Source organism: Brucella tritici, assembly GCF_008932285.1.
GTDB lineage: Bacteria > Pseudomonadota > Alphaproteobacteria > Rhizobiales > Rhizobiaceae > Brucella > Brucella tritici.
Map to the genome: position 1 here is coordinate 307,317 of NZ_WBVY01000001.1, position 26,754 is coordinate 334,070.

Genomic DNA, 26,754 nt, shown 5'->3' on the forward strand with positions numbered 1-26,754 from the left:
CTTATACTCTCACCAGCTTTGCTGCGCCTTCGGCACGTGTAGCGCCAACTACGGTGACAATTGCTTCGCTGATCGGGCCACCGGCATTCTTTTCGGATGCATCCAGCGGTGCAAAAGCCTCGCCCTTCCAGACAGATATAGCTGCAAGTGCCAGCGCGAGCGGGAACTGCGCTTCGCGCAAATGACCGGTCAGGCCGGAAATGCCGCGATAGGTTGCCGACAGACCGTCCAGTGCTGTTTTCTCGGCGTCGGTCGCTTCATGGGCGCCGGAAGCACCCGAAACAACGTAGGACGGGTCCTTGCCGCCATTGGCTGCAAGGATGAGTTCACGGATGGTGTTCGCAAGATCGGCATTGTCGCGCCGGATCTGTGCACTTTCGATGCCGGTCACTTCCGCATAGGCGCGTGCACCGCGCTTGGCTGCGTGGTCAGCGCTTTCCAGAACAAGGAACACGCCGCCGGAACCGGAAACCATTCCGCCACCTGCAGAACCGTCACGCTGCCAGAGCGAAGCCCAGCCATCATGCTTGAGCAATCCGCCAAGCTCGTGACCGAGAATCATGTCGAAATGTTCGGCATTGTAGGAGCCGCCGACCAGCGCATGGGTGCTCTGACCGGTGCGGATGCGCGCGGCTGCGGTCTCGATGGCCGAGAGGCCGGAACCTTCTTCGCCCATGAAGGTACGCGAAGAACCGGTCACCTTGTGGACGATCGAAATATTGCCTGCGAGCAGGTTGGAAAGCTGGGCCAGAAACAGGGTCGGGCGCAGTTCAGTCGAGAGTTTCTCGTTCAGCATGACGCCGCGATCGTTACGGGTGCGGCCTTCATCCAGAATCTGCATATCGACGGTGATGTCGCGTTCACCACCACCGGCACCCACGACCATATCCATGGTCGCGCAAAGCGCCTCGTCGTCCTTCATGCCTGCATCCTGCAGAGCAAGCCCCGCGGCATAGGTGCCAAGGCGCTGCCAGGTTTCCATCTGGCGCTGATCGCCACGCTTTGGAATCTGCAGGCTCCAGTCCACTTCACCCAATGGATGAACAGTGTAGGGTGCAAAGGCTTCCTCTTCGAGGCGCGGTTCAGTGCCAGCCTTGGAGAAAGCGTTCCAATGCACATCGACCCCTTCGCCAAGCGAGGAGATGATGCCGATACCTGTGATGACGACTTTATTGTTCTGCATGGGTCCCGTTTGTCCGTCGATGCTGAGACTGCTCTGACAAGCGAAAAATTCGCACTACCAGAAACGGAATCAGGGCGAACATTTCTGTCCACCCCTCAATACCGCCATATTATGTGCCGGGTCAGCCTTTTTTGGCTGCAACCAGCTCGTCGATTTTCGCGCAGAGATTCTTGAGCACGAAATATTCTTCAGTTGGAACCTTGCCTTCGTTGACTTCCTGGGTCCACTGCTCAAGCGGAATCTTGATGCCGAAAGCCTTGTCGATAGCGAAGACGATGTCGAGGAAGTCGAGGCTGTCGATGCCCAGATCGTCGATGGTGTGGCTATCTGGCGTGATGGTGTCACGGTCGATTTCACTGGTTTCGGCGATGATGTCGGCGACTTTGTCAAAAGTAGAGGACAAGTTTCGATTCCTTTATTCATGGCGGTGCCACAGTTGGCACACAACTGACTGTTTGCGCGTGTCTAGCGTTTTTCCGGTGATAGGGAAAGTCATATTACTTTCATAAGCACCGAGCTTTCAAAAGCGCATATAAGGCGCGCAACGCGCGAAGCGCAACATAAAGACAAACTCTAATTTTGGAAATATTCTCAAAACTGAGTTATTACAACTGGGCTAGGGTTCGTTTCTGACGCGCCGCACAAAGTACCAAAGACCAACCACAGCACATGCAACCATCACAATTGCCAGAGCGTATTGCACCGGGCTATTCCCCGATGCAATTGCCACCACACCCGATGCCACGCTCCCCATTGTCCCCAAAGCTTCCGGATGCTTCAAAACAGATGTGACGGCCATATCGCCCTGACGGGCCTTGGGTGCGATATCCTTCACCGGTTCTGCCATGTGGGTGACTGGCGACTTTGCGGCGAGCGCCAGAGCACGAGAACGCACCCGTTCGACACGGGCGAGCCAGCCTTTTCCAAAGGTCGATGCTGTGGACAACCCTTCCAGCCAGGATGCGCGTGCGTCGCACAATGCATTGATGACCTCTTCAGCGGGCCGCATATTGGCGGCCTCAACCGTCTGCGCGCCAATTATCCCGTCTTCGGGCATATCCAGAATGCCTTGCAGCATCCTTGCCGCGCGTGCGGGACCTGAATTGACCGAAAAATCGAACAGGGCGTAGTCAATGCCGGAGGGCAGATTGTCTCCGTCGATCTTGTTCCAGAATTGCGCCTGATAGATTTCGGTCGCAGTTGCCTGTGTCATTTCCCTTATATCTTCAGACGATGCCTGATGCCCGTCCCACGCAGACAGGGTTGCGATGGTGATACCCATATTGGTCGCACCGCCGGGATCGGCAGGATTGTCTGCGTATCCGCCTTCTTCACTAAAAATATAAGGCATGACTTTCTGGAAATTCGATTTCATTGAAAAGCCTCTAATTTAGTATTTAGTGATAATAATCAGCAATTTACGACCCAGAATATCATTGGTTCTTGCAAAGAAAATAGTGTGAAAACTACTTGTTCGTGGGCTCGGTCAGGATTGGTTTAAAATCGGCCTTTGATCGACGATGTGTCTTGCGTCCGGCGCGATGATGCGGCTTCATGAGCATCTCATCGCTGCATCACATACAGGCAGGCAAAAGTGAATTCGGAAATCTTTGGATATGCACCGGACGGGCAGGCGGTTCACCGGCTCACAATCTCCAACGGCCCGCTGACGGCCAGGATCATAAATTGGGGCGCGGCCATTCAGGATTTGCGCATGGAGGGCCATGCGGCTCCATTGGTGATCGGCTATCGCGACTTTGCCGACTATCCGGCCCATTCACCGCATTTGGGCGCGATTGCAGGTCGTTCGGCCAATCGCATCCGCAACGCCCGGTTTGATCTGGACGGAACGACCTATGAGGTGGAGCCGAATTTTCAGGGCATTCACAATCTGCACGGCGGCAGCAAGGGGCTTGGCAACCGCGTCTGGAAGATCACCGGAAACGGTCCGGATTTCGTGACGCTTGCGACAGTGGCGCCTGACGGAGAGATGGGCTTTCCCGGCAACCTGAATGTGAGCTGCACCTATATGCTCACAGGCGATGGGACGCTCATCGTGCGGCTGGAGGCAGTGACCGACAAGCCAACGGTCTGCAATTTGCTGCATCACAGCTACTTCAATCTGGATGATGGCGGCGAGGGCGATATCCTCGATCATCAACTCAAGATCGAAGCCGATGCCTATATGCCCGTCGACGACGCTCTCATTCCGGACGGACGCGTTCTGCCGGTCAAAGGAACGCCATATGATTTCCGGGAATTCCGTCCGATTCGCTTCGAGGAAAACGGCAGTCAGGTCGAATATGACAGCAATTTCTGCATGACCGCGGCGCGGGGACCATTACGCCCATGCGCTTCGGTCAAGGGCGCTCGTTCCGGTATTCGCCTCGACGTTTCCACGACGGAGCCGGGTGTTCAGTTCTATGCAGGTAACACCATGGCCAATGATTGTATCGGCCTGATGGGCAAGCCCTACGGAAAACATGCAGGCTTCTGCCTTGAGCCGCAGGTCTGGCCGGGATCGCTGGAATATTCCTATTTCCCGCAGGCAATATTGCGTCCGGGCGAGATTTACGCCCAGACCAGCCATTTCAGCTTTTCACGCGAAAAATAATCAATCAGCAAAAGCGGCGCGTGCGGTTTCCATCGGAGCGAGCGCGCCGCGTATCTCGACCACACGCGCTGCAACCAGATGCGCCTTGCGGGCGGCTTCCACCGGAGAAAGCCCGTTCAGGCGTGCAGCAAGATAGGCACCGTTAAAACTGTCGCCAGCGCCGGTAGTGTCCACGGCTTGCGCCACGACGGACGGCACCAGCGTCCTTTCATCGCCAGAGACGACCAGAGCTGGTTCCGTGCCGTCCTTGACGACGATCTCTTTCACACCGAGTGCGGCAAGACGATCTGCACAGGCGCCAGCATCCTTGTCGCCAAAGAGCGCCTGTTCGTCGGGGAATGTAGGCAGGGCGATATCCGCGATGCGCATGGCTTCGCTGATGATCTCCTGCGCAACTTTCCGGTCTGGCCAGAGCTGGTGGCGGAAATTCGGGTCGAATGCGATTCGCGAACCGGCTGCACGGCATTCCCGCAGGACGTCGAAAAACGTCTCGCGATGCTCAGGCAGGATGATGGCGATCGAAATGCCCGAAAAATAGATGATGTCGCGGCCGGTCAGGCTTTTTTCCAGGGCTTCGCGGTCGCTGGCGAGACGCCGTGCCGCGGCGTCGCTCCGCCAATAGGTGAAGGAGCGCTCGGCACCGTTAAGCGTGATTGCGTAAAGGCCGGGATGAAGTCCATCGATGATGGGACTGTGCGCGATGCCGATACCGTTCGACGTCAAGAACACGCGCTGCTTCTGCGAAAAGCTGTCTTCGCCGAAAGCGGTAACGTACTCGACAGGGTAGGATTTTTCCGTCAGCGCCCGCATGTACCAGGCGGTGTTCAGCGTATCACCCGCAAAACCCATGCGCCACTGATCGCCTTCATTGCCAGAAAGCTCGATCATGCATTCGCCGATAGACGCAAATCCGCCCATGTCAGTCTCCTCACTTCCAATGGGGCTAACGCCTATACTAATTTGCCGCTATGTAAAATTGGTTTGTGGGTACTGTCATCTGGCCTTTATCGACTTGCCACATTCATTGTGTAAGCATCCGCCGACCGCATCGCCCTCAAAATCGGGATAGCTTTTTAAAAGCACGATGCATTACCTGATATTTTGGAGTTCTGCTGACGTTGTGTAGCGAACCTCGCCTAAGGATTTGACATGCGTTATGCGATTTATTTCACGCCGCCATCCAGTGATGCGCTTCTTAAGGTTGCCGCAAACTGGCTCGGACGCAATGCGTTCAGCGGCGAGCCGGTCAAGATGCCAGCGATTCGCTCGCTCGCAACCGACGAAATCTCCCAACTGACGGAAGAGCCGCGCCGTTATGGCTTTCATGCGACGATGAAGGCTCCCTTCCGTCTGGATGAAGAACACACCGAAAACGACCTGCTTTCCGCATTGATGCATTTCGCATCGTCGGCATCGCCGGTCGTTATTCCCCGTCTGAAACTGCACGCAATTGGCCCGTTCTTCGCTCTCGTGCCGGAAGAGCCGGTTGCCGAGCTGAACCTGCTTGCCAATGATGTTGTGGTTGCCTTCGACCGGTTTCGCGCACCGCTCACCGAGGCGGAAATTGCAAAGCGGCGACCGGAGCGTCTCAGCGAGACACAGCGCCACAATATCGAACGCTGGGGCTATCCTTATGTTTTCGACGAGTTCCGCTTTCATATGACCCTGACCGGCCCGGTGGAGGAGAAGGACCGCGCTCGCGTGGAGCGGACGCTGGACGAGTTTTTCACGCCGCTGCTGGATGACGCCGTAGAGGTTGCGAATCTCGCTCTGTTCGTGGAACCTGAGAAAGGGGCTCCTTTCGAGATTCATTCGCTGCATCCTCTGACAGGCGGCAAGATAGCGTCTGCTCGGGCCTCACGAGCGGTTGGGAGGCCGTAAGCAATGGGAAATGAAACGGTTCTGCGCAATGCCCGCATCGTGCTCTCCGACGATGTCGTTCTCGGTTCCCTGAAGCTTGTTGACGGCAAGATCGCCGATATCTCCGCTGGCGCATCCAGTGTCGGCGAGGATATGGCAGGCGACTTCCTGACACCCGGACTGGTGGAACTGCACACAGATCACCTCGAAGGACACTATGCGCCGCGCCCGAAGGTGCGCTGGAACCCGATTGCCGCCGTGCAGGCACATGACGCACAGATTGCCGCTTCCGGGATTACCACTGTTTTCGATGCGTTGCGCATTGGCTTTGATGACGACGCCGAGACGAGCATTGACGACATGCGCAAGCTATCGTCGGCAATTGCCGAAGGCCGCGATGCGGGCCGTCTGCGCGCCGACCATTTCCTGCATTTGCGTTGCGAGGTTTCGGCGCCTGACTGTCTTCCGGCCTTCGAACAGTTTGGCAATCAGGCGCTGGTCAGGCTGGTGTCGCTGATGGATCACGCGCCGGGGCAGCGGCAGTTTACAGATATCGAAACCTACAAGACCTATTTCATCCGCAAGCTGAAATTCTCGGAAGAAGAATTCCGGCTCTATTGCGAGCGGCGTATCGGGCAGTCCCAGCAATATTCCGCGCCGACACGCAAGGCGATTGCCGAACTGTGCCACCAGCGCGGCGTTATTCTGGCAAGCCACGATGACGCGACGCCGGAGCATGTCGCGGAAGCAAAGGCGCAGGGAATACGCGTTGCAGAATTTCCCACGACACACACGGCAGCGAAGGCATCAAAAGAATCCGGGATGTCGGTGCTTATGGGAGCGCCGAACGTCGTACGCGGCGGTTCACATTCGGGAAATGTGTCCGCGCGCGAACTGGCGGAGGCCGGAAATCTCGACATCATATCGTCGGACTATATTCCGGCCAGCATGATGCAATCGGCGTTCTTTCTCGCAGATGTCGCCGAAAATATCTCGCTGCCGCAGGCCATTCGTCTGGTTTCCGCCAACCCTGCCAAAGCGGTAGGGCTGGATGATCGCGGCGAGATCGTCGCCGGCAAACGGGCTGATCTGGTCCGGGTGCAGATTGCCGATCACGTTCCGATCATCCGCACCGTCTGGCGAGAGGGACGGCGGGTTATCTAACCTACCGAGATTGGCGTGGTCGGTTCCAGCGCCAGTCTGCCATCATCCAGAATGTCGAGCTGCAGTGAGCGATAGCTGTCAATGCTCAGATGGGATGTCTTTGGGGAATGCGGGTGCGTTGCGGTGACTACGACAACGCTCGCACCGGCAGTTTCTCCAGCAACGATACCGGCTGGCGCATCCTCGAACACAAGGCAATTATGCGGATCGAAACCAAGTCGTTTCGCGCCAAGCTGGAAACATTCGGGGCTTGGCTTGCCACGCTCCACATCTTCGGCAGAAACGATGGTCTTCGGCATCGGCAGTCCTGCTGCGGCGACGCGACGGGTAGCAAGTTCAAGTGGTGCCGAGGTCACGATTGCCCAACGGTCTTGCGGCAATGAACTGAGGAAGTCATATGCGCCGTCGATAGGTGCAATGCCGTCCAGATCCGCCATTTCGGCCTGAAGCAATATCTCCGCCTCGCGGATCGGGTCCACGCCCGGCAGAGCAAGACGGCGGACGGTTTCAACTGCCCGGACACCATGGATCGTCGGCAGGAATGTGACTGGATCAATGCCATGGCGTATAGCCCATTCGCTCCACACACGTTCGGTCGCTTCGATGGAACTCAATATCGTGCCGTCCATGTCGAACAGAAACGCATCGAATGATTTGCCGAAAGGGGAAAAGGAGGTCACGTCGAATTTCCTTTAACTACGCAGATGAGAATCGGGAGAATGCTTCCGTGATCGATCATAATGTTTATTGGGTGAGAAGACAGTCTTTGGAGCAGATACTGTTCCCGCATCGGGTATGAAAATTCGCTTCGGCTCACTATATTGAGGGGCGACTGCAATATTGGCGAAACTTGATCATTTCGATCAATTGTGGCTTTTGGCACCCTTCCGAATTTAAATAAATGCCGAAAGCGCCGATTGCGACTGAATCGCATTCTCAGGATTGTTGTATAAATGACTGAAATAAAATCAAAAACACGCAACTATCCGGATGTGCGCTTTGCCGTTGCGCCCATGATCGACTGGTCGGACAGACATTGCCGGTATTTTCACCGGCTCTTTTCCAGGCATGCATTGCTCTACACTGAAATGGTTGTGGCGGATGCGATCATTCACGGCCCACGCGACCGGTTGCTGGGTTTTGACACCGCTGAACATCCTGTGGCGCTGCAGTTAGGTGGTTCCGATCCGGTGAAGCTGAAAGAAGCTGCGAAGATCGGCGCCGATTACGGCTATGATGAAATCAATCTCAATGTCGGTTGCCCGTCGGATCGCGTGCAGTCAGGTACATTCGGAGCCTGCCTCATGCAGACCCCGGATGTGGTGGCGCGTTGCGTCTCTGCAATGAAAGAGGCCGTTTCCGTGCCCGTTACCGTCAAATGCCGTATTGGCGTTGACGATCAGGATGTGGAAGTTGCGCTCGATACTTTGGCCGATCTGACACTTGATGCTGGTGCTGACGCGCTTTGGGTCCATGCCCGCAAGGCCTGGCTGAAAGGACTGTCGCCGAAGGAAAACCGCGAGATTCCACCGCTCGACTATGATCGCGTCTATCGCCTCAAGGCGCGGCTTGGCGATGTTTTCGTCGGCATAAACGGCGGGATCAATACGCTTGATGAAGCAGAGCAACACTTGCAGGCCGCCGATGCGGTGATGCTCGGTCGTGCCGCTTATCATAATCCCGAGATTCTGGCAGAGGTGGATGCGCGCCTTTATGGAGGCGGACAGGCAGTTACCTCGATCGCTGATATCATCGATGAAATGTGCGCTTATACAGATCGTCATATCGCAGCAGGCGGCAGGCTTTCGCATGTGAGCCGCCATATGGTCGGGCTTTTTACCGGGCAGCCGGGTGCGCGGCGCTGGCGGCAAATCCTTTCGACGGATGCCACCAAGCCGGGCGCAAACAGTGATGTGCTGCGTCAGGCCTATGCCGTCGTGACTGAAGCGGCAGCAGAAGCTGCTTAGAACACGTTTCGATCTGATTGGATCAGATCGATGCTCTAAGTATTTGTTTTGACAGGTATCTTATCCGAAAAACATTTCACATTTTTCGGGATGCGCGCTAATCAATCAGAATAAGCTGGTCGCCGCGAACGGTGAAGCCGCCGAGTGTTTGCAGGAAGTTCATGCCAAGCAGGCTGCCTGTCATCAGGCCTTCCTTGGTCACCATGGCGCGCACATTCTGGCGCTCGATATCGCCAATCTGCAATGTGGCAATGTTGATGACTGCTGCACTTGCCGTGCCATTGGCCGTCATGATCGGAACGGAATAGTTGAGCGAGGCCGTGTCTATACCTGCGCGCTCTGCATCTTGCTGTGACAGGACGACTGAAGATGCGCCGGTATCGACCAGAAAGTGAACGCGTTCACCGTTCACGCGCCCATTGACCTCGAAATGACCATTCGCAGCCTTTGCAAGCGTGACGGTTAAAGTGCCATCGGCATTACGGCTTGAAATAGGGCTTCCGGGGATCAGCCCGGCCGTGACCCGGCTCGCGACGTCTTGCAGCTCATAACGATACTGGTAGCCTGCAACGAGGCCGAGGATAATCACGGCCCACATGGCCATATTGCGCGCAAAGTCGGTCAGCTTGATCCCGGAGCCGAGCAGACCGGCAGCAAGCACCACGCCCCAAATGCCCAGATAGGCCGCGCGGGCAAACACGTCATTGTCCATGCCAAGCGTTGAGCCGCTGTCATTGTTGGACATCAGCAGCAGGACAACAATCGCGACAGCCGCAATAATCAGCCAGAAAAAGCGCCCCATCAGCCAATTCTCTTTTCTACAATAATCTCATGCCTGTCGGCGAGAAGCGCCCAGACGGCCATTCGCTCTTCCGCGCTCATGCTGGACCAGCGTGCGATTTCATCCAGCGTCCGGGCACAGCCGAGGCAGAAGCCGGTTTCCGTATCTATCGCGCAAACCAATATGCACGGGGATTCGATGGTTGTCGTGTCCATGAATGCAATGTGGTTGCATCAAAGGGCCATGACAAGCCCGGCGAGAACGGCAACTGCACCTATCTGCTGTGCCGCGCCCAATGTGTCGCCCGTCTGTCCGCCGATTTTTGCGATGCAAAGTCTGGCAAAGCCGACAAGCAGAACAGTCGCCAGCACAAGCGCATTGATGAGCGAGAGAAAACCGCCCGATGGTATGAGCGTGAAGACAAGAAAGACCAGCCCAATCCCGAAACCGCAAACAACGGTCTCCCATTGTGGCTGGCCAACGCTGTCGGACAGCCCGCCGGGACGCGCGGAAGGAAGGGCGTGCCAGAATGCCAGCATGCCTGATCGGCTTGCCGCCTCGCAGCCGATCAGCGCAAGCGCTGCGTATCCCGTGCCTGCGCGATCGATGATCGCCATCAATAGAGCCGCTTTCAAACCCACGAAGACAATCAGCGTCAGCGCGGCGAAAGTCCCGATGCGGGAATCTTTCATGATATCCAGCCGGCGATCCACGGAAGATGCGCCGAAGAAGCCGTCAGCAGTATCGCCCAGGCCATCTTCATGGAGTGCGCCGGTCATCGCCGCGAGGGCGCCAATTGCCAGCAGCGCGCAGGCAAGGGGCGGGAGGTTCATTTTATAGGCCACGAAAAGCACAGCGCCTGCCAGCAGGCCCAGTACCGCTCCTGCGAGCGGAAAGGCGCGGGCATTGCGGGGCAACGAATCATCACCGTTTTCGAACCAGCTTTGTGGAAGCGGCAGGCGGCTCAGAAAGCCCAGACTCCGGATCGTGTCGCCAATGAGACTATTTCGCTGCAAGTGACTGTTCCACTTTGTTTCCCGAAATGGATTTCCGCGATAATTCGCCTCAATGTTGCTTCAACTCAAAGAGGTGATTTGAAAATTCGCGTCAGTGCTTATAGGACGGGCCCAACGAATTTACACCTCCCATCATTGATTGGACTGAACTTATGAGCGCTAGCGGTCTACCTTTTGACGATTTCCGAGAACTGATCCGAAATCTGCCGGGGCCTGATCTCGGAGCGGAAAGGGCTGTTCGCGAGCGTGAGGCTACACTGACCAAGCCCGCAGGTTCGCTCGGACGCATGGAAGACATCGTGGCATGGCTTGCCGCATGGACTGGCAAGCGCACACCGCAGATCAATCGCCCGCTGGTGGCGGTGTTTGCTGGCAATCACGGGGTTACGGCCAAGAACATCACGCCATTTCCGCCAAGCGTCACGGCGCAGATGGTCGAGAATTTTGCTGCCGGTGGCGCAGCCATCAACCAGATCTGCATCGCCAACGATCTCGGGCTGAAGGTTTTCGATCTGGCGCTGGAACACCCGACCGGGGACATTACGGAAGAACCTGCCATGGATGAGCGCACTTGCGCCGCGACCATGGCTTTCGGCATGGAAGCGATTGCCGGTGGAACCGATCTCTTGTGCATCGGCGAAATGGGTATCGGTAACACCACGATTGCCGCAGCAATCGCGCTGGCGCTCTTCGGTGGTACGGCGGAAGACTGGGTCGGGCCGGGCACGGGTTCAACAGGTGAGTTGCTTGAGCGCAAGCTTGCCGCGGTTCGTCAGGCCGTCGCTCTTCATCAGGCGCATCTCCAGGACCCGCTGGAAGTGTTGAGCCGTCTCGGCGGTCGCGAAATCGCAGCCATGGCTGGCGCAATTCTGGCCGCGCGCATGGAGAAAATTCCGGTTATCGTCGACGGTTTTGTGGCAAGTGCTGCCGCAGCGGTTCTCTATGCCGCCAACCCGGAAGCAATAGATCATTGCCTGTTCGGCCATGTTTCCGCCGAGCCGGGCCATCGCAAGCTTCTTGAGAAGATGGGCAAGCAACCGCTTCTTGATATGGGAATGCGCCTTGGCGAAGGCACAGGTGCGGCACTCGCAGCCGGTATCGTCAAGGCGGCGGCACTGTGCCATAGCGGCATGGCGACGTTCGAACAGGCTGGAATATCCGGCTCGAAATAATGGTCGCCAGATCATCAAAAAAAGCCCGCCAAATGGCGGGCTTTTCTTTTGAAACAAAGGCTTAAAAGCGTCAGTTATTATCTTTATCGAGCACCATGTAGTCGAGCGGCAGTTCGGTGGTGTACTTGATCTGCTCCATGGCGAAGGACGAAGACACATCGCGAATTTCGATCTTGCTGATGAGGCGCTTATAGAAGGCGTCATAAGCGCCGATGTCCGGCACGGCCACGCGAAGCAAATAATCCACGTCACCGCTCATGCGGTAGAATTCGATGACTTCAGGGAATTCCTGAACCACTTCGGAGAAGCGCTTGAGCCATTCATGGCTGTGGGAGCTTGTGCGTACCGATACGAACACCGTCACCCGCGCATTGACGCGGATCGGATCGAGAATGGCGACACGGCGCTTGATGACGCCGTCTTCTTCGAGTTTCTGGATGCGGCGCCAGCATGGCGTCGTAGAAAGGCCAACTTTCTTGGCAACGTCTGCCACTGCAAGTGTCGCGTCTTCCTGCAATAAGCGCAGTATCTTCCTGTCGAGCCTGTCCATGCGTTTCCGTTCCCGGTTTTAGAAATCGTTTCCCGAACTTTGCGAATAGGTGAAACGTCATACCTTATGGTTCGCAATGATCCGAAGTTACAGGAAAAATATTCTGATGAAAACGAATGGAGTAAAAATTATTTATCGTCTTGGATGAGGTCTCGTACTTTTGCCTGAAGAACAGGCACAACTTCAGCATCGAACCATGGATTTCTTTTGAGCCATCCGCTGTTGCGCCAGGATGGGTGTGGCAAGGGCAGGGCGATTCGACCCGCCTGATTGGGCGTTTCAATGAAATGCTGCCAGTTCCTGACGGTTTCAGTGAGATTACGGCCCCGATAGCCGGGCAGGTGATAGGCCAGGGCGTATTGTCCGACCACCAGCACGAATTCCAGTTGCGGCATTGCCGCGAAAACACGGTCATGCCAGATCTGCCGACATTCGCGACGCGGCGGAAGATCTCCACCATGCTTGTCATAGCCGGGAAAGCAGAAGCCCATCGGGACGATGGCAAAGCGTGATGGATCATAAAATTCCTCGCGCGACACGCCGAGCCATTGCCGAAGGCGATCCCCGGACGGATCGTTGAACGGCAGGGAAGTGTTGTGCACGCGAATGCCGGGAGCTTGACCACAAATGGCAATTCTCGCTGTATCCGAGACGATGCAGACGGGATTGGGCTCGTGCGGTAGGGGCGGCAGAAATTCTGGTGTGTCGCGACAGATACGACAGGCCCGGATCGAGCGGCTGAGTTCGTCCAGTTTTTCCATGAATTGTATCAGCGAATTCCATCAGTTTCGGGGCAGGATCATTTCAATAAAAGTCCGAATATGCTCCCTTATATAGGTAAGGGCATCGCCGATTACAGCCAGCAGCGGTTTGCTGTCCGATTGCTGTATAGTTTCCTCATTGCGATGTTCCTTGCGCCATAGGGACGGCTGCTCGAACTGCCCGGCCCATATGCCGCGCCGGTTGCTGCGGGCGTCTCTTTCCTCGCGCTGATAATCGCCATAGGAAACGGCCCAGCCCTGCTCAACCATCCAGCGGTTGAGATCGGTTTCACCGAGATAACAGCGCGCCAGATCGCGGCTATACTGATCTCGCCCTTCCGTCTCGCACCGAATCGAGGACCTGCCGATTCTGCCTCGCAATATGTTGCGAGCTTCTCTGCCGCAATCGTAAGTGCTTCCTGCTCGCACGCATTGCTGTTGCATCTCCGGCGCATCGATACCCTTGAGACGTATATGTTTCTTGCCGAGGACCACAGTGTCGCCGTCGATCACATAGACCGAACCGTTCAATGCTTCTCTTGGAGCGGATGGCATCGGCAGGTAGGCGATGAGTGCAACGAGAATTGAAAAAAGCAATAGAGTCAATAAGATGCCGCGAAAACCTATGCTATTGCTTTTGCGGGCAGGCCGGTAGGGACGTCTGTAAGGACGACGGTATTTGCTCATAGGTGGCTTCCCGATTCCCCAGCGTCCCTGATGTTGCGGCAGACTGCGAACTCTTATCCTTCGCGTCAACAAGAGCAGATTGTTGATCGGAACAACAGTGAGTTTGTTGTCAATTAGCAACAGTCTTTACCGTTGCTTTAGGTTAGAAAGAGCTCAGGCACATTTTGCCCATTTCCCGCCACAAACAGGCGTCACCGATCATGGAAAGGCAGAAGCCACCAAAGTATTGAGAGCTATCAAGCTCCAGCAGGATAGGCAGGAATGACGAAGGGCGCGTTGTTGCACAGCAAACGGATTGGGAACAGGATCAACCCTGTTCGTGCGCCCTTTATTCTTTCCAATGATGGTAAGGCTTTTTTCGGCCAAGATCGGGTCTCAGTCTTGACGAAAACAGCGTGCATTCTGCCCCCTATGAATGTTTCCTCCACTGAGTGTGAAAGACCAGCGTTGTGATGCGTATCCGCAGTTTTTCATATAGCGCCCTTGCTATGGCTCTCGGCTTGGCCATTGCCTGTAACAGCGCCTTTGCTTTCGACCTTAATGACGATTCCGAAAAGTCGAGAAGCCCGTTTGAACTCTTCAAGTTCGGCTTCTCCGCATACAAGAACGGTCACAAGGACGAGGCGATCAAGGCGCTGCGCTATGCTGCGGAACGCGGCCATCAGGGCGCAAAGTGGAAACTGGCTCGCATGTATGCCGATGGCGATGGCGTGCCGGAAAACGACTACGAAGCCTACAAGATTTTCGAAAAGATCGTTCGCGAAGGCTCGGAACCGGGGTCGGAAAACGACTCCTATGTGGCCGATGCTCTCGTGGCGCTTGCGGGCTATGTGAAGCGTGGCATTCCGGGTTCGCCGGTCAATGCAAATCCGGGCATGGCGCGCAATCTCTATGTGCAGGCCGCATCGAATTTCGGTGATTCAGCGGCCCAGTTCGAGCTTGGCAAGATGCTGCTTGATGGCGACGGCGGAGAACGCAATTCCGTGCAGGCCGCACGCTGGTTCCAGCTTGCCGCCAAGAAAGGCAATGCCGGTGCACAGGCTATGCTCGGCAATATGCTGTTTCAGGCAGGCAAGACCGTTCGCGGCCTTGCCATGATGACGGCGGCATTCGAGCGCTGCCCGACCGAGGATTGCCCATGGATACGCGATATGCAGGAACAGGCATTCTCGATTGCCGGTGAAGCAGATCGTCGTAATGCGATCGCACTCTCCAGTGACTATGCCACCAAAGGCGATTTCTGATCTTCGTCTTGAATGAGCCTCAGACTGAAAGCGTTATCGTCACCGGTACATGGTCGGACGGCTTTTCCCAGGCACGGACGTGCTTTTCCACATCACTTGATATGAAACGATTGGCCGCCTCCGGCGACAGCATCAGATGGTCGATGCGGATGCCGTTGTTTTTCTGCCAGGCACCGGCCTGATAATCCCAGAACGAGTAAATCCCGGTGTCGTCGGTTGACGCACGGATTGCATCGGTAAAGCCCAGATTTTCAAGCCTGCGGAATGCCTGGCGCGATTGTGGCTTGAAGAGCGCGTCACCAACCCACTGCTCGGGATTTTTGGCGTCGTACGGCTCGGGGATGACGTTGTAGTCACCGGCAAGCACCAGAGGTTCTTCCAGGGCAAGGCGATCTTTCGCCCACAGTTCAAGCCGCTGCATCCACGAAAGCTTGTAGGGAAACTTTTCGGTATCTACCGGATTGCCGTTCGGCAGGTAAAGCGAAACGACGCGGACAACGCCCTTGTCCGTCGAGTAGACGCCTTCGATGAAACGTGCCTGCTCATCACCATCGTCGCCGGGAAGGCCGCGATTGACCTCATCCGGTGATTTCTTGGACAGAAGCGCGACGCCGTTGAAGCCCTTCTGGCCATGTGTTTCCACATGATAGCCGAGCGCTTCAATCTCCAGACGCGGAAACTGGTCATCGACCGACTTGATTTCCTGCAGGCAGGCGATGTCGGGCGAGGACTCCTGCAGCCAATGCTGGAGGTTTTCGATGCGGGCTTTGACGCCGTTGATGTTCCAGGTCGCGATTTTCATAACCTTATGATTATGCGCTTGGGGAGGTGAGGGCAAGCAGGGCGCAATCGCGCGTCACAGCTTTTCATCGCCCACAATCTCGATATCCGAGAAAAATTCGGCCCAAGACTATTTGTATTGCCGGTTTTGCATTCCTATTTGCTCTGGACAGGAGCCAAACAGGAGATATTCGAATGTTCGACGCCAAGAAACTTCTCGAACAGTTTCTGGGATCAAAAGTGCCCGGTACATCGGGAAGTGTCCGCGACAAGGCCGGGCAGGTGACAGACCTGGCAAAGAAGAACCCGCTTGCAACGGGTGCCATCGCCGCAGCCATTCTTGGCACGAAGACCGGACGCAAGCTCGCGGGCAATGTGGCGACAGTGGGTGGCATCGCTGCCATCGCCGGATTGGGATATCTCGCCTACAAGAATTATAAGTCCGGTCAGGCACCGCAGGAAGCTGAACAGCCGATCGCGAAAGAGCCTGAACTGCTTCCGCCACCTCCGGCCGATTCTCCGTTCCACCCGCAATCTCCAGCCATGAGCAACAGTTTTGCGCTGACACTTGTGCAGGCGATGATTGCTGCCGCCAAAGCCGATGGCCATATTGATGATGCGGAGCGGGCTCGCATCATGGAGAAGGTGAAGATTTCCGGTCTCGACGATGAAGCGGAAGCCTTCCTTGAGAAGGAACTTGCCGATCCCGTCGATCTCAATGTTCTGGTTTCAGCCGCACAGACGGAAGAGCAGAAGGTCGAGCTTTATACGGCGTCGCGCCTTGCGATAGACCCCGATAACAGGGCTGAACGCGGATATCTGGATATGCTGGCTGGTCGTCTCGGTCTGCCGGATGCCCTGGTGGACCATATCGAAGCGACTGTCGCTTCGGTAAAGGTTTAAGGCTGGTTGTTTTCCGGCAGCCATGAAAAAAACCGGCCGCCACATGGCAGCCGGTTTTAATTTTTTCGTGCGTGTTAGTCAGATGGCGAAGCTGGTTCCGCAGCCGCAGGCCGAAGTGGCGTTCGGATTGCGGATCTGGAACGACTGTCCCATCAGATCATCGACGAAATCGATTTCCGAACCATCCATATAGGGAACTGAAATGGAATCGATCAGGACCTTGGCGCCGAGCTTCTCGATAACGATGTCGTCGTCGGTCTGCTCATCAACCAGATCGTATTTATAGGAGAAGCCGGAACACCCGCCGCCTTCGACCGAAACGCGAAGGGCAGTCTTTCCCGGTTCCGATCCGAGAATCTTGGCGATCCGCTTTGCTGCGGAATCTGAAACGGTAATGCCTGTCATCTGCCTTGTTCCGTTTGCAATTACGAATATCGAACCGGACGATTTTTCCAGATTTCCGATAGCCGCATACTTGCCTTCATGATTAGCTGATAGCTATGAACGCGAACTGCGGAAGTCAATGTCTGTACCCGGTCCGCACCAGTTTTGTGTAATCATATTACAGTGAAGGATGCATCGCAATGTCGCTGGAAGGAATAGGCTTTGGTTATCGCGAACGCGCGCCCTATGCCTGTGATCCTGCACGAAGCCGTGGACGCCTGGTACCAGAGCCGGAAAGCCCAACCCGTACACCGTTTCAGCGCGACCGCGACCGTATCATCCATTCCACGGCATTTCGTCGTCTGAAACATAAGACGCAGGTTTTCATCGCTCATGAAGGCGATCATCACCGCACACGTCTTACGCACACGATAGAAGTTGCCCAGATTGCGCGGGCCTTGGCTCGCGCATTGCGGCTCGATGAAGATCTGGCCGAGGCGGTGGCGCTTGTCCACGATTTTGGCCACACACCCTTCGGTCATACCGGAGAGGAAGCGCTCAACGAGCGCATGAAGCCATTTGGTGGGTTCGATCATAATGCGCAGTCGCTCAGGATCGTGACCAAGCTCGAACATCGATATGCAGATTTCGACGGGCTTAATCTCTCGTGGGAAACGCTGGAGGGGTTGGTCAAGCACAACGGGCCTCTGTTGGGCGCGTTTGCGACGCATCCGGATGTTGCTGTTCCATTGCCGATTCTCGATTTCAATGAACGCTATGATCTGGAGCTCACGCGGTTCGCCAGTCTGGAAGCGCAATGTGCGGCCATTGCCGACGATATTGCCTATAATGCCCATGATATTGATGACGGTCTGCGGGCAGGGCTTTTGAGCCTTGAAGCTCTTGATGACGTACCGTTGACGAAGCGCCTGCTCGATCTCGTGCGGACACGTTATCCGGATCTTGATCCCGTGCGAACCGGACATGAACTGGTGCGCAGGCAGATCACCATCATGGTGGAAGATGTGATCGAAGAGACCCAACGTCGTCTGGCAGCGGCGAAGCCACAAAGCGTGGAAGATGTGCACGGCCAGTCGCATGCACTGGTGGCGTTTTCCGATGCCATGCGCACCGACGAAAAGGTGCTGAAGCGGTTTCTGTTCAAGAACCTCTATTTCCACGACAGCGTCGTGGTGCGCAGGCATGCTGCGGACAAGATATTGCAGGACCTCTTTGATACCTGTTTCGCCAACCCCTCGATCTTGCCGCCAGAGTGGCAATCTGGCTGCGAGACGCTGGATGAGGCGGCTCGGGCGCGGCGGGTTGCCGACTATCTGGCGGGGATGACTGACAATTATGCCGTGCGAGAACACCGACGATTGTTTGACCACACACCCGATTTAGCTTAATCGGGGCCAAACGAAGCGGCATCTATCGGCAGTTTAGCTGGATTCCGCACAGGATTAGAGCATTTCCAGCAAAAGTGCGAAGCGGTTTTGCGTAGGACAATGCGACAAAACAAAGCCCGGCGTAAGCCTGACAGGACAGACCATGAATATCTTTGCAGATTTCGACGCACGTATCAAAAAGACGTTGCAAGATATTGATCTGAAACCGAAAGACGGTGGCGAACTTGATCTTTCGCGCATCGGTGTCGAGCCGCCGCGAGATGCTTCCCATGGTGATATTGCCACCAATGCTGCGATGGTGCTCTCCAAGGCCGTCGGTCAGAATCCGCGTGAACTTGCCGGTCGTATCGCCGAGGCTCTTGCCGCGGACGAAGATGTCGAAACTGTCGATGTCGCCGGTCCGGGCTTCATCAATCTGCGTCTGAAGGCTACCTACTGGCAGCGCGAACTTTCCGCGATGCTGAACGAAGGCACGGATTTCGGCCGCTCGAAGCTTGGCACAGGATCGAAGGTCAATGTCGAATATGTTTCGGCAAACCCCACCGGCCCGATGCATGTCGGTCATTGCCGTGGCGCAGTCGTCGGCGATGTGTTGGCCAATCTGCTGAAATTCGCTGGCTATGATGTGGTCAAGGAATATTACATCAACGATGCTGGTGCGCAGATCGATGTACTGGCACGGTCCGTCATGCTGCGCTACCGCGAAGCGCTCGGCGAAAATATCGGCGAAATTCCGTCTGGTCTTTATCCCGGAGACTATCTCGTTCCGGTCGGGCAGGAACTTGCCAAGGAGTTTGGCACGAAGCTTCTGGAAATGCCGGAAGCCGAAGCGCTTGCTCTCGTAAAGGATCGCACGATCGATGCCATGATGGCGATGATCCGCGCTGATCTGGATGCGCTCAATGTGCACCATGATGTGTTCTTCTCCGAGCGCAAGCTGCATGTCGATCACGCACGGGCGATTCGCAATGCAATCAACGATCTGACGCTCAAGGGCCATGTCTATAAGGGCAAGCTGCCGCCGCCAAAGGGGCAGTTGCCGGAAGACTGGGAAGATCGCGAGCAGACCTTGTTCCGTTCGACGGAAGTGGGTGACGATATCGATCGTCCTTTGATGAAGTCTGACGGGGCTTTCACTTATTTTGCGGGCGACGTGGCATACTTCAAGGACAAGTACGACCGCGGCTTCAACGAGATGATCTATGTGCTGGGCGCCGACCATGGCGGTTACGTCAAGCGTCTGGAAGCGGTCGCAAGAGCTGTTTCCGACGGCAAGGCCAAGCTGACGGTGTTGCTCTGCCAGTTGGTCAAGCTTTTCCGCGATGGTGAACCTGTGCGCATGTCGAAGCGGTCAGGTGAGTTTATCACGCTGCGCGATGTGGTGGACGAAGTCGGTCGTGACCCGGTTCGCTTCATGATGCTTTACCGGAAGAACGATGCGCCGCTGGACTTCGATTTTGCCAAGGTGACGGAGCAGTCCAAGGATAATCCCGTCTTCTACGTGCAATATGCTTCCGCACGTTGCCATTCGGTTTTCCGTCAGGCTGCGGACCAGCTTGGTCTCGCCGATCTCGACCGAGTCGGCATGGCTGCGCATTTCGACAAGCTGACCGACGAAAGCGAAATTGCACTCGTTCGCAAGCTGGCAGAATATCCGCGTCTGATCGAGGCTGCAGCCGTTCATCAGGAGCCGCATCGGCTTGCTTTCTACCTTTATGACCTCGCCAGCGCGTTCCATTCGCAGTGGAATAGAGGCACAGAGAACCCGGACTTACGTTTTATTAAGGTTAACGATCCAGACTTGTCATTAGCCAGGCTAGGGCTGGTACAGGTTGTTTCCGATGTGCTGACTTCCGGATTGACGATAATCGGTGCGGATGCTCCAACGGAAATGCGCTAGAGTATAGTTCGAAGGTGAAAGCCGTTTGAGACGGATTATACTCGAAGAATGGTCTCCGCAGTGTGCAGGCCGCGCTATGCGGTTCGAGATGACTTCGGAGATCAGGCGGCTGTCACAAAGCTTTTCAGGTCGAAAGACTGATTGAAGGCAAAAGTTGGCAAGTCGAACAGGTGGAAGGCCATAATGAACGCAAGTCATTGGTCTTCCTTCTGGCGCAGGAAACTTCCGTCAACTTTTGCCCACATTGCCTCGCTAAAAAGCAATGTATGGAGACGTCTTGCGACGTCCAGGGTTTGAGTTAGGAACACGCCATGACGGACAGCAGTGCAAATCCCCGTAATTACGGCGAGCGTCCGTTGCACGAAGACGATCCACTGATGGAACTGTCACGGATCATGGACTTCGGCACGCCTGCTGATGACAACGTCGCTTGGAATGAGCGCCGACCTAGTTACTTTGAAGACAACCGGACAGAGCCGGGCTTCGATCCATCGCTGGATCTGGAGCGCGAATTGCTCGGTGACTTCAATGATTATTCTCAGCCTACGGACCACTCACAGTTCGCAGCGACGCCCACGCACGATGATTCTCATCTGTTGGATGAACCTCTGATTCATGAGGAAGAACTTGCTTCGGCTCTGGAAGACGAGCTTGATCTTCAGATGGATGAAGATGAGCAGGCGCCGGAATTGGAAGCGCCCTCATTCGAAGCACTTGAGTTTGAAGAAGCTGATCGTAGCGAACCGGTGCCGCAATTCGACTACAGCGATTATTCGGCTGCGCGCGATTCGAACGATGAGAGCTATGCCGCATCATCATCGGTCTATGTTCGCCGGGAGACTGTCGAACCGCTCCATATCGATGAGACCGATTACGATCCGACGATCTATCAGGCAGCCATTGAGCCGCATGAAGAGGCTTACCAGCCTGCGCGCGATCATGACTGGAACGTTCAGGCTGTCGAGCCGGCAGAGCAGTCCTATGCCGCCGTTACAGCGCCGGTCTCGCTTGAGGACGAACTGGAAAATCTCCTGTTCGGTGACGAGCCGCAGCCGGTGTCTCACGACGAGGCCCACTTTTCCAAAGTCACGTCCCCTGTCGCCCCTGCAGAGGAACCCTATGTCCACCACGACGTGGTGCCTGTGCAGAATATCGGATATCAGGACGAGCAGGAGTTGGAAGACCTGCATTTCGACGATTTGCGACTTGATGAGCCAGCCTATGATGCCGCGCCACAGGCGGCTGCGGCTGTCGAAACCTACGCCGCTCAGCCTCAGGCTGTGCCTGCGGGGTATCCATACTATACGCGGAGCAATTTCTCCTCAGGCGTTGCAGGGCAGGACGCGGTAGCAACCGCGCCACAGGCTGATTTTGCACCTGTTGCGGTTTCAGCGCCTTCGCTTGATGACGAGGATGATTTCTCTTTCGAAGACGATTTTTCCTTCGATGTTGAGGAAACAGCCGCCGCAATCGCTGCTGAAGGCACGGAAGACGATCTTTCGGAGCTGGATGAAATAAGCCTTTCGGAAGATGATTTTGGTTTTGAAACGTCTGGCGATGTTTCCAGCATTCAGGACGAGAATGTTTTCAGCGAAGATGATTTCTTCACGGAAGACGACCTCGATCTGAGCTCGGAACCTGTAGAAGAAGCCACTGCCTACGCACATGCGGTACGCCCCGACGACGATTACCGCTCGTCTCCGGCTTCGTTCTCGCAGTTCGGCAGTGCTCATGCGGCTGCGGTCAGCGCGCCTGCACCCGAAGTCGAAACCTTGAGCGTGGCCGAAGAAAAAGTCGAGCAGACGCATTCCCTCGATTTGCCGGAAATCAATTACGGCGAAGAAGAAACCAATGCCGGACTGACTGATCTCGAAGCGGAATTCGCCGAGGTCTTTAATACGGTCGGTGTGGATGAAACGGCTAAGACCGACGCGCAGAGCGAAGCTGACAGGGCTTTTGAGGACATATTCCGCGAAAGCGCTTCGAGCTATCTGCCAAACTCCGGCGCCAGCCTCGGTGCTGCCGTGGGCGCTGCCGCAATGGGCGTTGGTGCTGCCGCTGCTGCGGGGGCATATGGTCGCTCGCAGGCAACGGCCCAGGCGCCAGCGCAGTCAAAAGCCTCCAATCCATTGGGCAATGAAGACGACTTCTACAATCATTGGGCAGCCCAGGGCGCACAGACCCTTGAAGGCGGCGACTATGGCGAACGCGCTGCGATGCAGGCGGAAGACGATCTTGGCAGCGCCGCCGAGGCCTATCGCAATCGTCCGGTTCGTGGCCGTCGCGGCCTCATTCTGGCCAGCGTGGCCGGTGTGGCGGTGCTTCTTGGCGGGATCGGCTATCATTTCCTCGGAGGAAGCGGCTCCGGTGAACCGGTCGTGATTCGCGCCGACAATCAGCCGATCAAGATGCAGCCGGAAAATCCGGGCGGTGCTACGGTGCCAAACCAGGACAAGGCGGTTTATGATCGCGTTGCGGGTACGCTGCCGAATAATCCGGAACAAAAGTCCCTGATTACTTCCGGTGAAGAGCCGGTGGATATTTCCGGTACTGATGACAGCGAGAACATGGCGGACAATACGCCAGACGAGCAGCCCGTAGCGAACAATGCCCCGGTCGAGAATCAGAACGCGAACCACAATGCGCCGTTGGTCCAGCCGCGCGAAGTGGAAACCATGATCGTTCGCCCGGATGGTTCTATCGTCCAGCCTTCTTCGGCACCGGAGGAAACCGTTTCGCAACTGCCTCCGGCAAACAATACTGCTCAGCCGGTGGCTCCTGCCGGCAGCGATGAAATCGCTGCGCTGGCCGCTGGCAATGCACCTGTAGAACCGGCTGCGCAAACACCTGCACCGGCTCCTCAGGCACAACAGCCTCAGCCGGCTGCGGAAGCGCCGCGTCTTCCTGTCCGTGCTCCGGTGGTGCCATCACGGCCTGCTGAACAGCCGGTCAACATCGTCGGCAATGTTCCGCAGCGCACGCAGGCCCCGGCTGCTGCCAATCCTGCTCCAGCTCCGGCAGCGCCGCAGGTTGCTTCGGCAGCAGGTGCAGGCGGTTATTTCATCCAGATTGCGTCGCAACCATCAGCCGAGCTGGCTCAGAAGTCCTATGCCAACATGGCCCAGAAATATGGCAGCGTGATCGGTGGCCGCAGCGTCGACATCAAGCGTGCCGACATTCCGGGCAAAGGCACCTACTATCGTGTCCGCGTTCAGGGGGGCTCCAAGGAAGACGCATCCGCACTTTGCGGACGCCTCAAGTCCGCTGGCGGCAGCTGCTTTGTGACGCAGTGATTTGTCGGACATTGATTATTGAAAGGGCGGCCTCGGTCGCCCTTTTTCATGGTCCACTATCTAGTGGATTGAATTTGACGTTTGATACCCTTCCGATATAAATCTCGTTTCAAACGTCAAATTCGAAAAATCCACTAGATTCATAAAGTTACTAGTGGTCTTTTTGATTTCGACATTTGCCCGGCGCTCATATCCGAGGGATGCAAATGTCGGAATCAGACCACTAGCCTTGTTCTTTTCGGTTAGACCGGGGCAGGGGTGTTTGAGTACAGCATTTCCAGACAATTTTGGGGAAGAGCGCATGAAAGAGTGCAAGGCATGGATTGCCGGTGTGTCGGGAACGAAACTGACCGAGGACGAAATCGCGTTTTTCCGCGATGAAAGACCATGGGGCTTTATTCTTTTTGCGCGCAATGTCGAAAGTCTGGAACAGGTTTCCGAGCTGACGGCGCATATGCGCGACCTGACGGGCCGGGACCAGACGCCGGTTTTCATCGATCAGGAAGGTGGCCGCGTTCAGCGCCTTCGTCCACCGCTTGTTCCAAATTATCCTTCGGCCTCGGAAGTCGGTGCGATCTATGCGCGTGATCGCGAAGCTGGCCTGCGCGCCGCATGGCTTCATGCCCGCCTGCACGCATTCGATTTGCTGAAGGTTGGCGTCAATGTGGACTGCCTGCCGGTTCTGGACGTACCCGTCGAAGGCGCACATGATGTCATCGGTGCCCGGGCCTATTCCAAGAATCCGCACGCGGTTGCCGAGATGGGGCGAGCTGCTGCTGAAGGTCTGCTTGCCGGCGGTTTGCTGCCTGTGGTCAAGCATATGCCGGGGCACGGTCGTGCGTTTGCAGACACCCACAAGGAACTGGCGCGTGTCACCGTTCCCCTGAATGAACTGGTTGCGCATGATTTTGTGCCGTTCAAGGCGCTCAATGACCTGCCAATGGCAATGACGGCGCATGTCGTGTTCGATTGCATTGATCCGCAGCGCCCGTCGACATTGTCGCCGACCGTCATCAATACGATCATTCGCGATGTCATTCAGTTTGACGGTCTCGTTATGAGCGACGACATTTCCATGAAGGCGCTCTCGGGCGGGCTTGGCGATATTGCGGACGGCATCATCGGTGCCGGTTGCGATATGGTTCTCTATTGCGCAGGCGTGATGGAAGAACTGAAGCAGGTTGCGGCGCGTGTGCCGGTTCTTGAAGGCAAGGCGAAGCGTCGTGCCGATCTGGCGGAAGTCTATGCGGGCGACCCCGATCTTTCCGATGAGGACGAACTGCGCGCAGAATTCAACGCCATGTTCGAACTGATAGCGTAATCGTCAAAACTTGGTAAACTGACTTCACCGGCGGACTGAACCGCCGGTGGACCTTATCAGCAGGGAAACGGGTTTGGCGGCATCGGGAGCAGACGCAGACGGCAAAGACGGTACGCTCGTGCCGATGGATGCGCTGTGGCAGGGCGATTCCGAGCGCAGTGAAAGCGAGCCGTCGCTTCTCATCGATGTGCAGGGATTTGAAGGTCCGCTTGATCTGCTGCTCCACCTTGCGCGGAGCCAGCGCGTCGATCTCGCCCGTATCTCCGTTCTGGCGCTCGCAGAGCAGTATCTGGTATTCGTGGAACAGGCACGCGCCTTGCGCCTTGAACTTGCCGCCGACTATCTCGTCATGGCGGCGTGGCTTGCCTATCTCAAGTCGAAACTGCTGATCCCGAAGCAACAGGGCGATGATGGAGCGACCGGTGAAGAACTGGCTGCTTCGTTGCATTACCGTTTGAAGAGACTTGAAGCCATGCGCGATGCGGCGGCAAAACTCGTCAACCGCAACCGGCTGGGGCGGGATGTCTTTGCGCGCGGCATGCCAGAAATGGTTATGGTGGACAGGACCAGCCAGTTTTCTGCGACATTATACGACCTTCTCACCGCCTATGCTTCGCAGCGGCAGCGACAGTCCGTTTCGCAGGTGCAGATTGCCAGGCGGGCAGTCTGGTCGTTGAAAGAAGCGCGGGTGGCGCTTGTGCGTTTGATGGGGTCAGTGGGGGACTGGATTTCTCTCGACCGTTTCCTGATCGATTATGCGCTTTCGCCGCGCGAGAGGGCTTCGGCGCTTGCGAGTTCCTTCGCCGCCAGTCTTGAACTTGTGCGCGAAGGCAAGCTGGAAGTCAGGCAAAACGCTCCTTTCGAGCCGATCTACATACGGGCGACAGGAGATATCAGCGAATTGGATGAGGACGAGGATGTCTGAAGCGGAACGTCGAAATCTGGCTGAAATCGATAGTGACGATGATCAGATCGAAACAGAGGTTTCTGTCTCGACACAGGGACTTGCTGACCTCGCGCGCATTGTCGAGGCCATTGTCTTTGCCTCTTCCGAACCGGTTTCCGAACGCGCATTGGCAGAACGCCTGCCAGCCAATGTGGACGTCGTGCCAGTTTTGAAGCATTTGCAGAAAATATATGAAACGCGCGGCGTGCATCTCGTTCAGGTCGGTAGCGCATGGGCGTTCCGTACCGCTCCCGATCTCGCCTTTCTCATGAGCCGCGAAGCTGTGCAGCAGCGCAAGCTGTCCCGCGCTGCGATGGAAGTGCTGGCCATCATCGCCTATCACCAGCCGGTCACGCGTGCCGAGCTGGAAGACATTCGCGGTGTGGAGACCTCAAAGGGTACGCTGGATGTTCTGATGGAGACCGGCTGGATAAAATTGCGCGGTCGCCGTCGGACACCCGGTCGTCCGGTTACCTACGGTACAACAGACACATTTCTTGACCATTTCGGCCTGCCTGAAATCCGTGATCTGCCCGGATTGGAAGAGCTACGGGGGGCAGGGCTGCTTTCTGCACGTATGCCGTCGAGCTTTGCCGTTCCGGTACCGAATATCGACCCCGACGAGCTGACAGAAGACGAAGAGCCGCTCGAAGATATCGATCTGGAGAGCCTTGGCCTGCTCGCCCCACGTGGTGAATAGTCTCAGTCTGCCCTTTCAAGTGAATTTTATTTGCTGCAGAGCCGTTCACCGTCACACTTCTGTTTGAAAGATTTGTTGAAAGCGCTTAAATCGTAACTGGCATTGCAGGAACATGCCGC

General features: G+C 56.1%; 26 protein-coding genes. 13 read left to right on the forward strand and 13 right to left on the reverse strand.

Features of this window, described 5'->3' with window-relative positions:
• Nucleotide 1: 1 nt before the first annotated feature.
• The 3 genes from F9K94_RS01580 to F9K94_RS01590 form a co-directional block, all read right to left on the reverse strand.
• Nucleotides 2-1,183 (reverse strand): beta-ketoacyl-ACP synthase, encoded by a 1,182-nt coding sequence (locus F9K94_RS01580; protein ID WP_151643256.1) that lies wholly within the window; start codon nt 1,181-1,183, stop codon nt 2-4.
• 121 nt (nt 1,184-1,304) lie between these two features.
• Complete coding sequence (locus F9K94_RS01585; protein WP_006466638.1) at nt 1,305-1,586, reverse strand: acyl carrier protein; 282 nt, start codon at nt 1,584-1,586, stop codon at nt 1,305-1,307.
• A gap of 213 nt (nt 1,587-1,799) precedes the next feature.
• Nucleotides 1,800-2,558 carry a glycoside hydrolase family 108 protein gene (locus F9K94_RS01590; RefSeq protein ID WP_151643258.1) on the reverse strand — a complete coding sequence of 253 codons (759 nt, stop codon included), beginning with the start codon at nt 2,556-2,558 and terminating at the stop codon, nt 1,800-1,802.
• A gap of 219 nt (nt 2,559-2,777) precedes the next feature.
• Here F9K94_RS01590 and F9K94_RS01595 point away from each other — a divergent pair, with 219 nt between their 5' ends.
• Nucleotides 2,778-3,797 carry an aldose epimerase family protein gene (locus tag F9K94_RS01595; RefSeq protein ID WP_151643260.1) on the forward strand — a complete coding sequence of 340 codons (1,020 nt, stop codon included), beginning with the start codon at nt 2,778-2,780 and terminating at the stop codon, nt 3,795-3,797.
• Here the strand turns inward: F9K94_RS01595 and F9K94_RS01600 are convergent, their stop codons facing one another.
• Nucleotides 3,798-4,715, reverse strand: coding sequence for a sugar kinase (locus F9K94_RS01600; protein ID WP_151643262.1), 918 nt, complete (start codon nt 4,713-4,715; stop codon nt 3,798-3,800).
• A 231-nt stretch (nt 4,716-4,946) separates the two neighbouring features.
• Between F9K94_RS01600 and F9K94_RS01605 the strand changes: the two genes are divergently transcribed.
• Nucleotides 4,947-5,678 (forward strand): DUF1045 domain-containing protein, encoded by a 732-nt coding sequence (locus F9K94_RS01605; RefSeq protein WP_151643264.1) that lies wholly within the window; start codon nt 4,947-4,949, stop codon nt 5,676-5,678.
• Nucleotides 5,679-5,681: 3 nt separating this feature from the next.
• Nucleotides 5,682-6,821, forward strand: a complete 1,140-nt coding sequence (locus tag F9K94_RS01610) for an alpha-D-ribose 1-methylphosphonate 5-triphosphate diphosphatase (RefSeq protein WP_151643266.1) — start codon at nt 5,682-5,684, stop codon at nt 6,819-6,821.
• Here F9K94_RS01610 and F9K94_RS01615 read toward each other — a convergent pair.
• A complete protein-coding gene (locus tag F9K94_RS01615; protein WP_151557372.1) occupies nt 6,818-7,501 on the reverse strand; it encodes an HAD family hydrolase in 684 nt (227 codons plus the stop codon). The genes F9K94_RS01610 and F9K94_RS01615 overlap by 4 nt on opposite strands.
• Before the next feature lie 273 nt (nt 7,502-7,774).
• Here F9K94_RS01615 and dusA point away from each other — a divergent pair, with 273 nt between their 5' ends.
• Nucleotides 7,775-8,788: a tRNA dihydrouridine(20/20a) synthase DusA gene (dusA, locus tag F9K94_RS01620; RefSeq protein ID WP_151643268.1), complete on the forward strand. Its 1,014-nt coding sequence runs from the start codon at nt 7,775-7,777 to the stop codon at nt 8,786-8,788.
• A 97-nt stretch (nt 8,789-8,885) separates the two neighbouring features.
• Here dusA and F9K94_RS01625 read toward each other — a convergent pair whose 3' ends face one another.
• From F9K94_RS01625 to F9K94_RS01635, 3 genes are read right to left on the reverse strand one after another with little or no spacing between them, the layout of a single operon-like run.
• Entirely contained in the window at nt 8,886-9,590 is a 705-nt protein-coding gene (locus F9K94_RS01625; protein WP_151643270.1) for a TIGR02281 family clan AA aspartic protease, read from the reverse strand.
• Nucleotides 9,590-9,784: a DUF1289 domain-containing protein gene (locus tag F9K94_RS01630; protein ID WP_151643272.1), complete on the reverse strand. Its 195-nt coding sequence runs from the start codon at nt 9,782-9,784 to the stop codon at nt 9,590-9,592. Before F9K94_RS01630 ends, F9K94_RS01625 begins: the two co-directional genes overlap by 1 nt.
• A gap of 18 nt (nt 9,785-9,802) precedes the next feature.
• Nucleotides 9,803-10,585 carry an adenosylcobinamide-GDP ribazoletransferase gene (locus F9K94_RS01635; protein WP_151643274.1) on the reverse strand — a complete coding sequence of 261 codons (783 nt, stop codon included), beginning with the start codon at nt 10,583-10,585 and terminating at the stop codon, nt 9,803-9,805.
• A 152-nt stretch (nt 10,586-10,737) separates the two neighbouring features.
• Here F9K94_RS01635 and cobT point away from each other — a divergent pair, with 152 nt between their 5' ends.
• On the forward strand, nt 10,738-11,757 hold the full coding sequence (gene cobT, locus F9K94_RS01640) for a nicotinate-nucleotide--dimethylbenzimidazole phosphoribosyltransferase (RefSeq protein WP_151643276.1): 1,020 nt from the start codon (nt 10,738-10,740) through the stop codon (nt 11,755-11,757).
• Between the two features lie 70 nt (nt 11,758-11,827).
• On the opposite strand, the gene F9K94_RS01645 is transcribed toward cobT, so the two are convergent.
• The 3 genes from F9K94_RS01645 to F9K94_RS01655 form a co-directional block, all read right to left on the reverse strand.
• The gene (locus tag F9K94_RS01645) at nt 11,828-12,307 is read right to left on the reverse strand and encodes an Lrp/AsnC family transcriptional regulator (RefSeq protein WP_010661230.1); all 480 of its coding nucleotides are present in this window, start codon (nt 12,305-12,307) and stop codon (nt 11,828-11,830) included.
• A gap of 128 nt (nt 12,308-12,435) precedes the next feature.
• Entirely contained in the window at nt 12,436-13,077 is a 642-nt protein-coding gene (locus F9K94_RS01650) for a uracil-DNA glycosylase family protein (protein ID WP_061346432.1), read from the reverse strand.
• A gap of 12 nt (nt 13,078-13,089) precedes the next feature.
• The gene (locus F9K94_RS01655; protein ID WP_151643278.1) at nt 13,090-13,755 is read right to left on the reverse strand and encodes a thermonuclease family protein; all 666 of its coding nucleotides are present in this window, start codon (nt 13,753-13,755) and stop codon (nt 13,090-13,092) included.
• Nucleotides 13,756-14,207: 452 nt separating this feature from the next.
• On the opposite strand from F9K94_RS01655, the gene F9K94_RS01660 reads away from it, so the two are divergent.
• Nucleotides 14,208-14,999, forward strand: a complete 792-nt coding sequence (locus F9K94_RS01660) for a tetratricopeptide repeat protein (RefSeq protein ID WP_151643280.1) — start codon at nt 14,208-14,210, stop codon at nt 14,997-14,999.
• Between the two features lie 19 nt (nt 15,000-15,018).
• Here the strand turns inward: F9K94_RS01660 and xth are convergent, their stop codons facing one another.
• On the reverse strand, nt 15,019-15,801 hold the full coding sequence (gene xth / locus F9K94_RS01665) for an exodeoxyribonuclease III (RefSeq protein WP_151643282.1): 783 nt from the start codon (nt 15,799-15,801) through the stop codon (nt 15,019-15,021).
• A gap of 173 nt (nt 15,802-15,974) precedes the next feature.
• On the opposite strand from xth, the gene F9K94_RS01670 reads away from it, so the two are divergent.
• Entirely contained in the window at nt 15,975-16,682 is a 708-nt protein-coding gene (locus F9K94_RS01670) for a tellurite resistance TerB family protein (RefSeq protein WP_151643284.1), read from the forward strand.
• Nucleotides 16,683-16,760: 78 nt separating this feature from the next.
• On the opposite strand, the gene erpA is transcribed toward F9K94_RS01670, so the two are convergent.
• The gene (erpA, locus tag F9K94_RS01675) at nt 16,761-17,087 is read right to left on the reverse strand and encodes an iron-sulfur cluster insertion protein ErpA (protein ID WP_006471759.1); all 327 of its coding nucleotides are present in this window, start codon (nt 17,085-17,087) and stop codon (nt 16,761-16,763) included.
• Nucleotides 17,088-17,266: 179 nt separating this feature from the next.
• Between erpA and F9K94_RS01680 the strand changes: the two genes are divergently transcribed.
• From F9K94_RS01680 to scpB, 6 genes are all read left to right on the forward strand, one after another.
• Nucleotides 17,267-18,475, forward strand: a complete 1,209-nt coding sequence (locus F9K94_RS01680; protein WP_061346427.1) for a deoxyguanosinetriphosphate triphosphohydrolase — start codon at nt 17,267-17,269, stop codon at nt 18,473-18,475.
• Nucleotides 18,476-18,617: 142 nt separating this feature from the next.
• Nucleotides 18,618-20,375: an arginine--tRNA ligase gene (gene argS, locus F9K94_RS01685; protein WP_151643286.1), complete on the forward strand. Its 1,758-nt coding sequence runs from the start codon at nt 18,618-18,620 to the stop codon at nt 20,373-20,375.
• 311 nt (nt 20,376-20,686) lie between these two features.
• The gene (locus tag F9K94_RS01690) at nt 20,687-23,668 is read left to right on the forward strand and encodes an SPOR domain-containing protein (protein ID WP_151643288.1); all 2,982 of its coding nucleotides are present in this window, start codon (nt 20,687-20,689) and stop codon (nt 23,666-23,668) included.
• Between the two features lie 301 nt (nt 23,669-23,969).
• The gene (gene nagZ, locus F9K94_RS01695; RefSeq protein ID WP_061346424.1) at nt 23,970-24,989 is read left to right on the forward strand and encodes a beta-N-acetylhexosaminidase; all 1,020 of its coding nucleotides are present in this window, start codon (nt 23,970-23,972) and stop codon (nt 24,987-24,989) included.
• 73 nt (nt 24,990-25,062) lie between these two features.
• A complete protein-coding gene (locus tag F9K94_RS01700; protein WP_151643290.1) occupies nt 25,063-25,914 on the forward strand; it encodes a segregation and condensation protein A in 852 nt (283 codons plus the stop codon).
• Entirely contained in the window at nt 25,907-26,635 is a 729-nt protein-coding gene (scpB, locus tag F9K94_RS01705; protein ID WP_151643292.1) for an SMC-Scp complex subunit ScpB, read from the forward strand. Before F9K94_RS01700 ends, scpB begins: the two co-directional genes overlap by 8 nt.
• Nucleotides 26,636-26,754 lie beyond the last annotated feature (119 nt).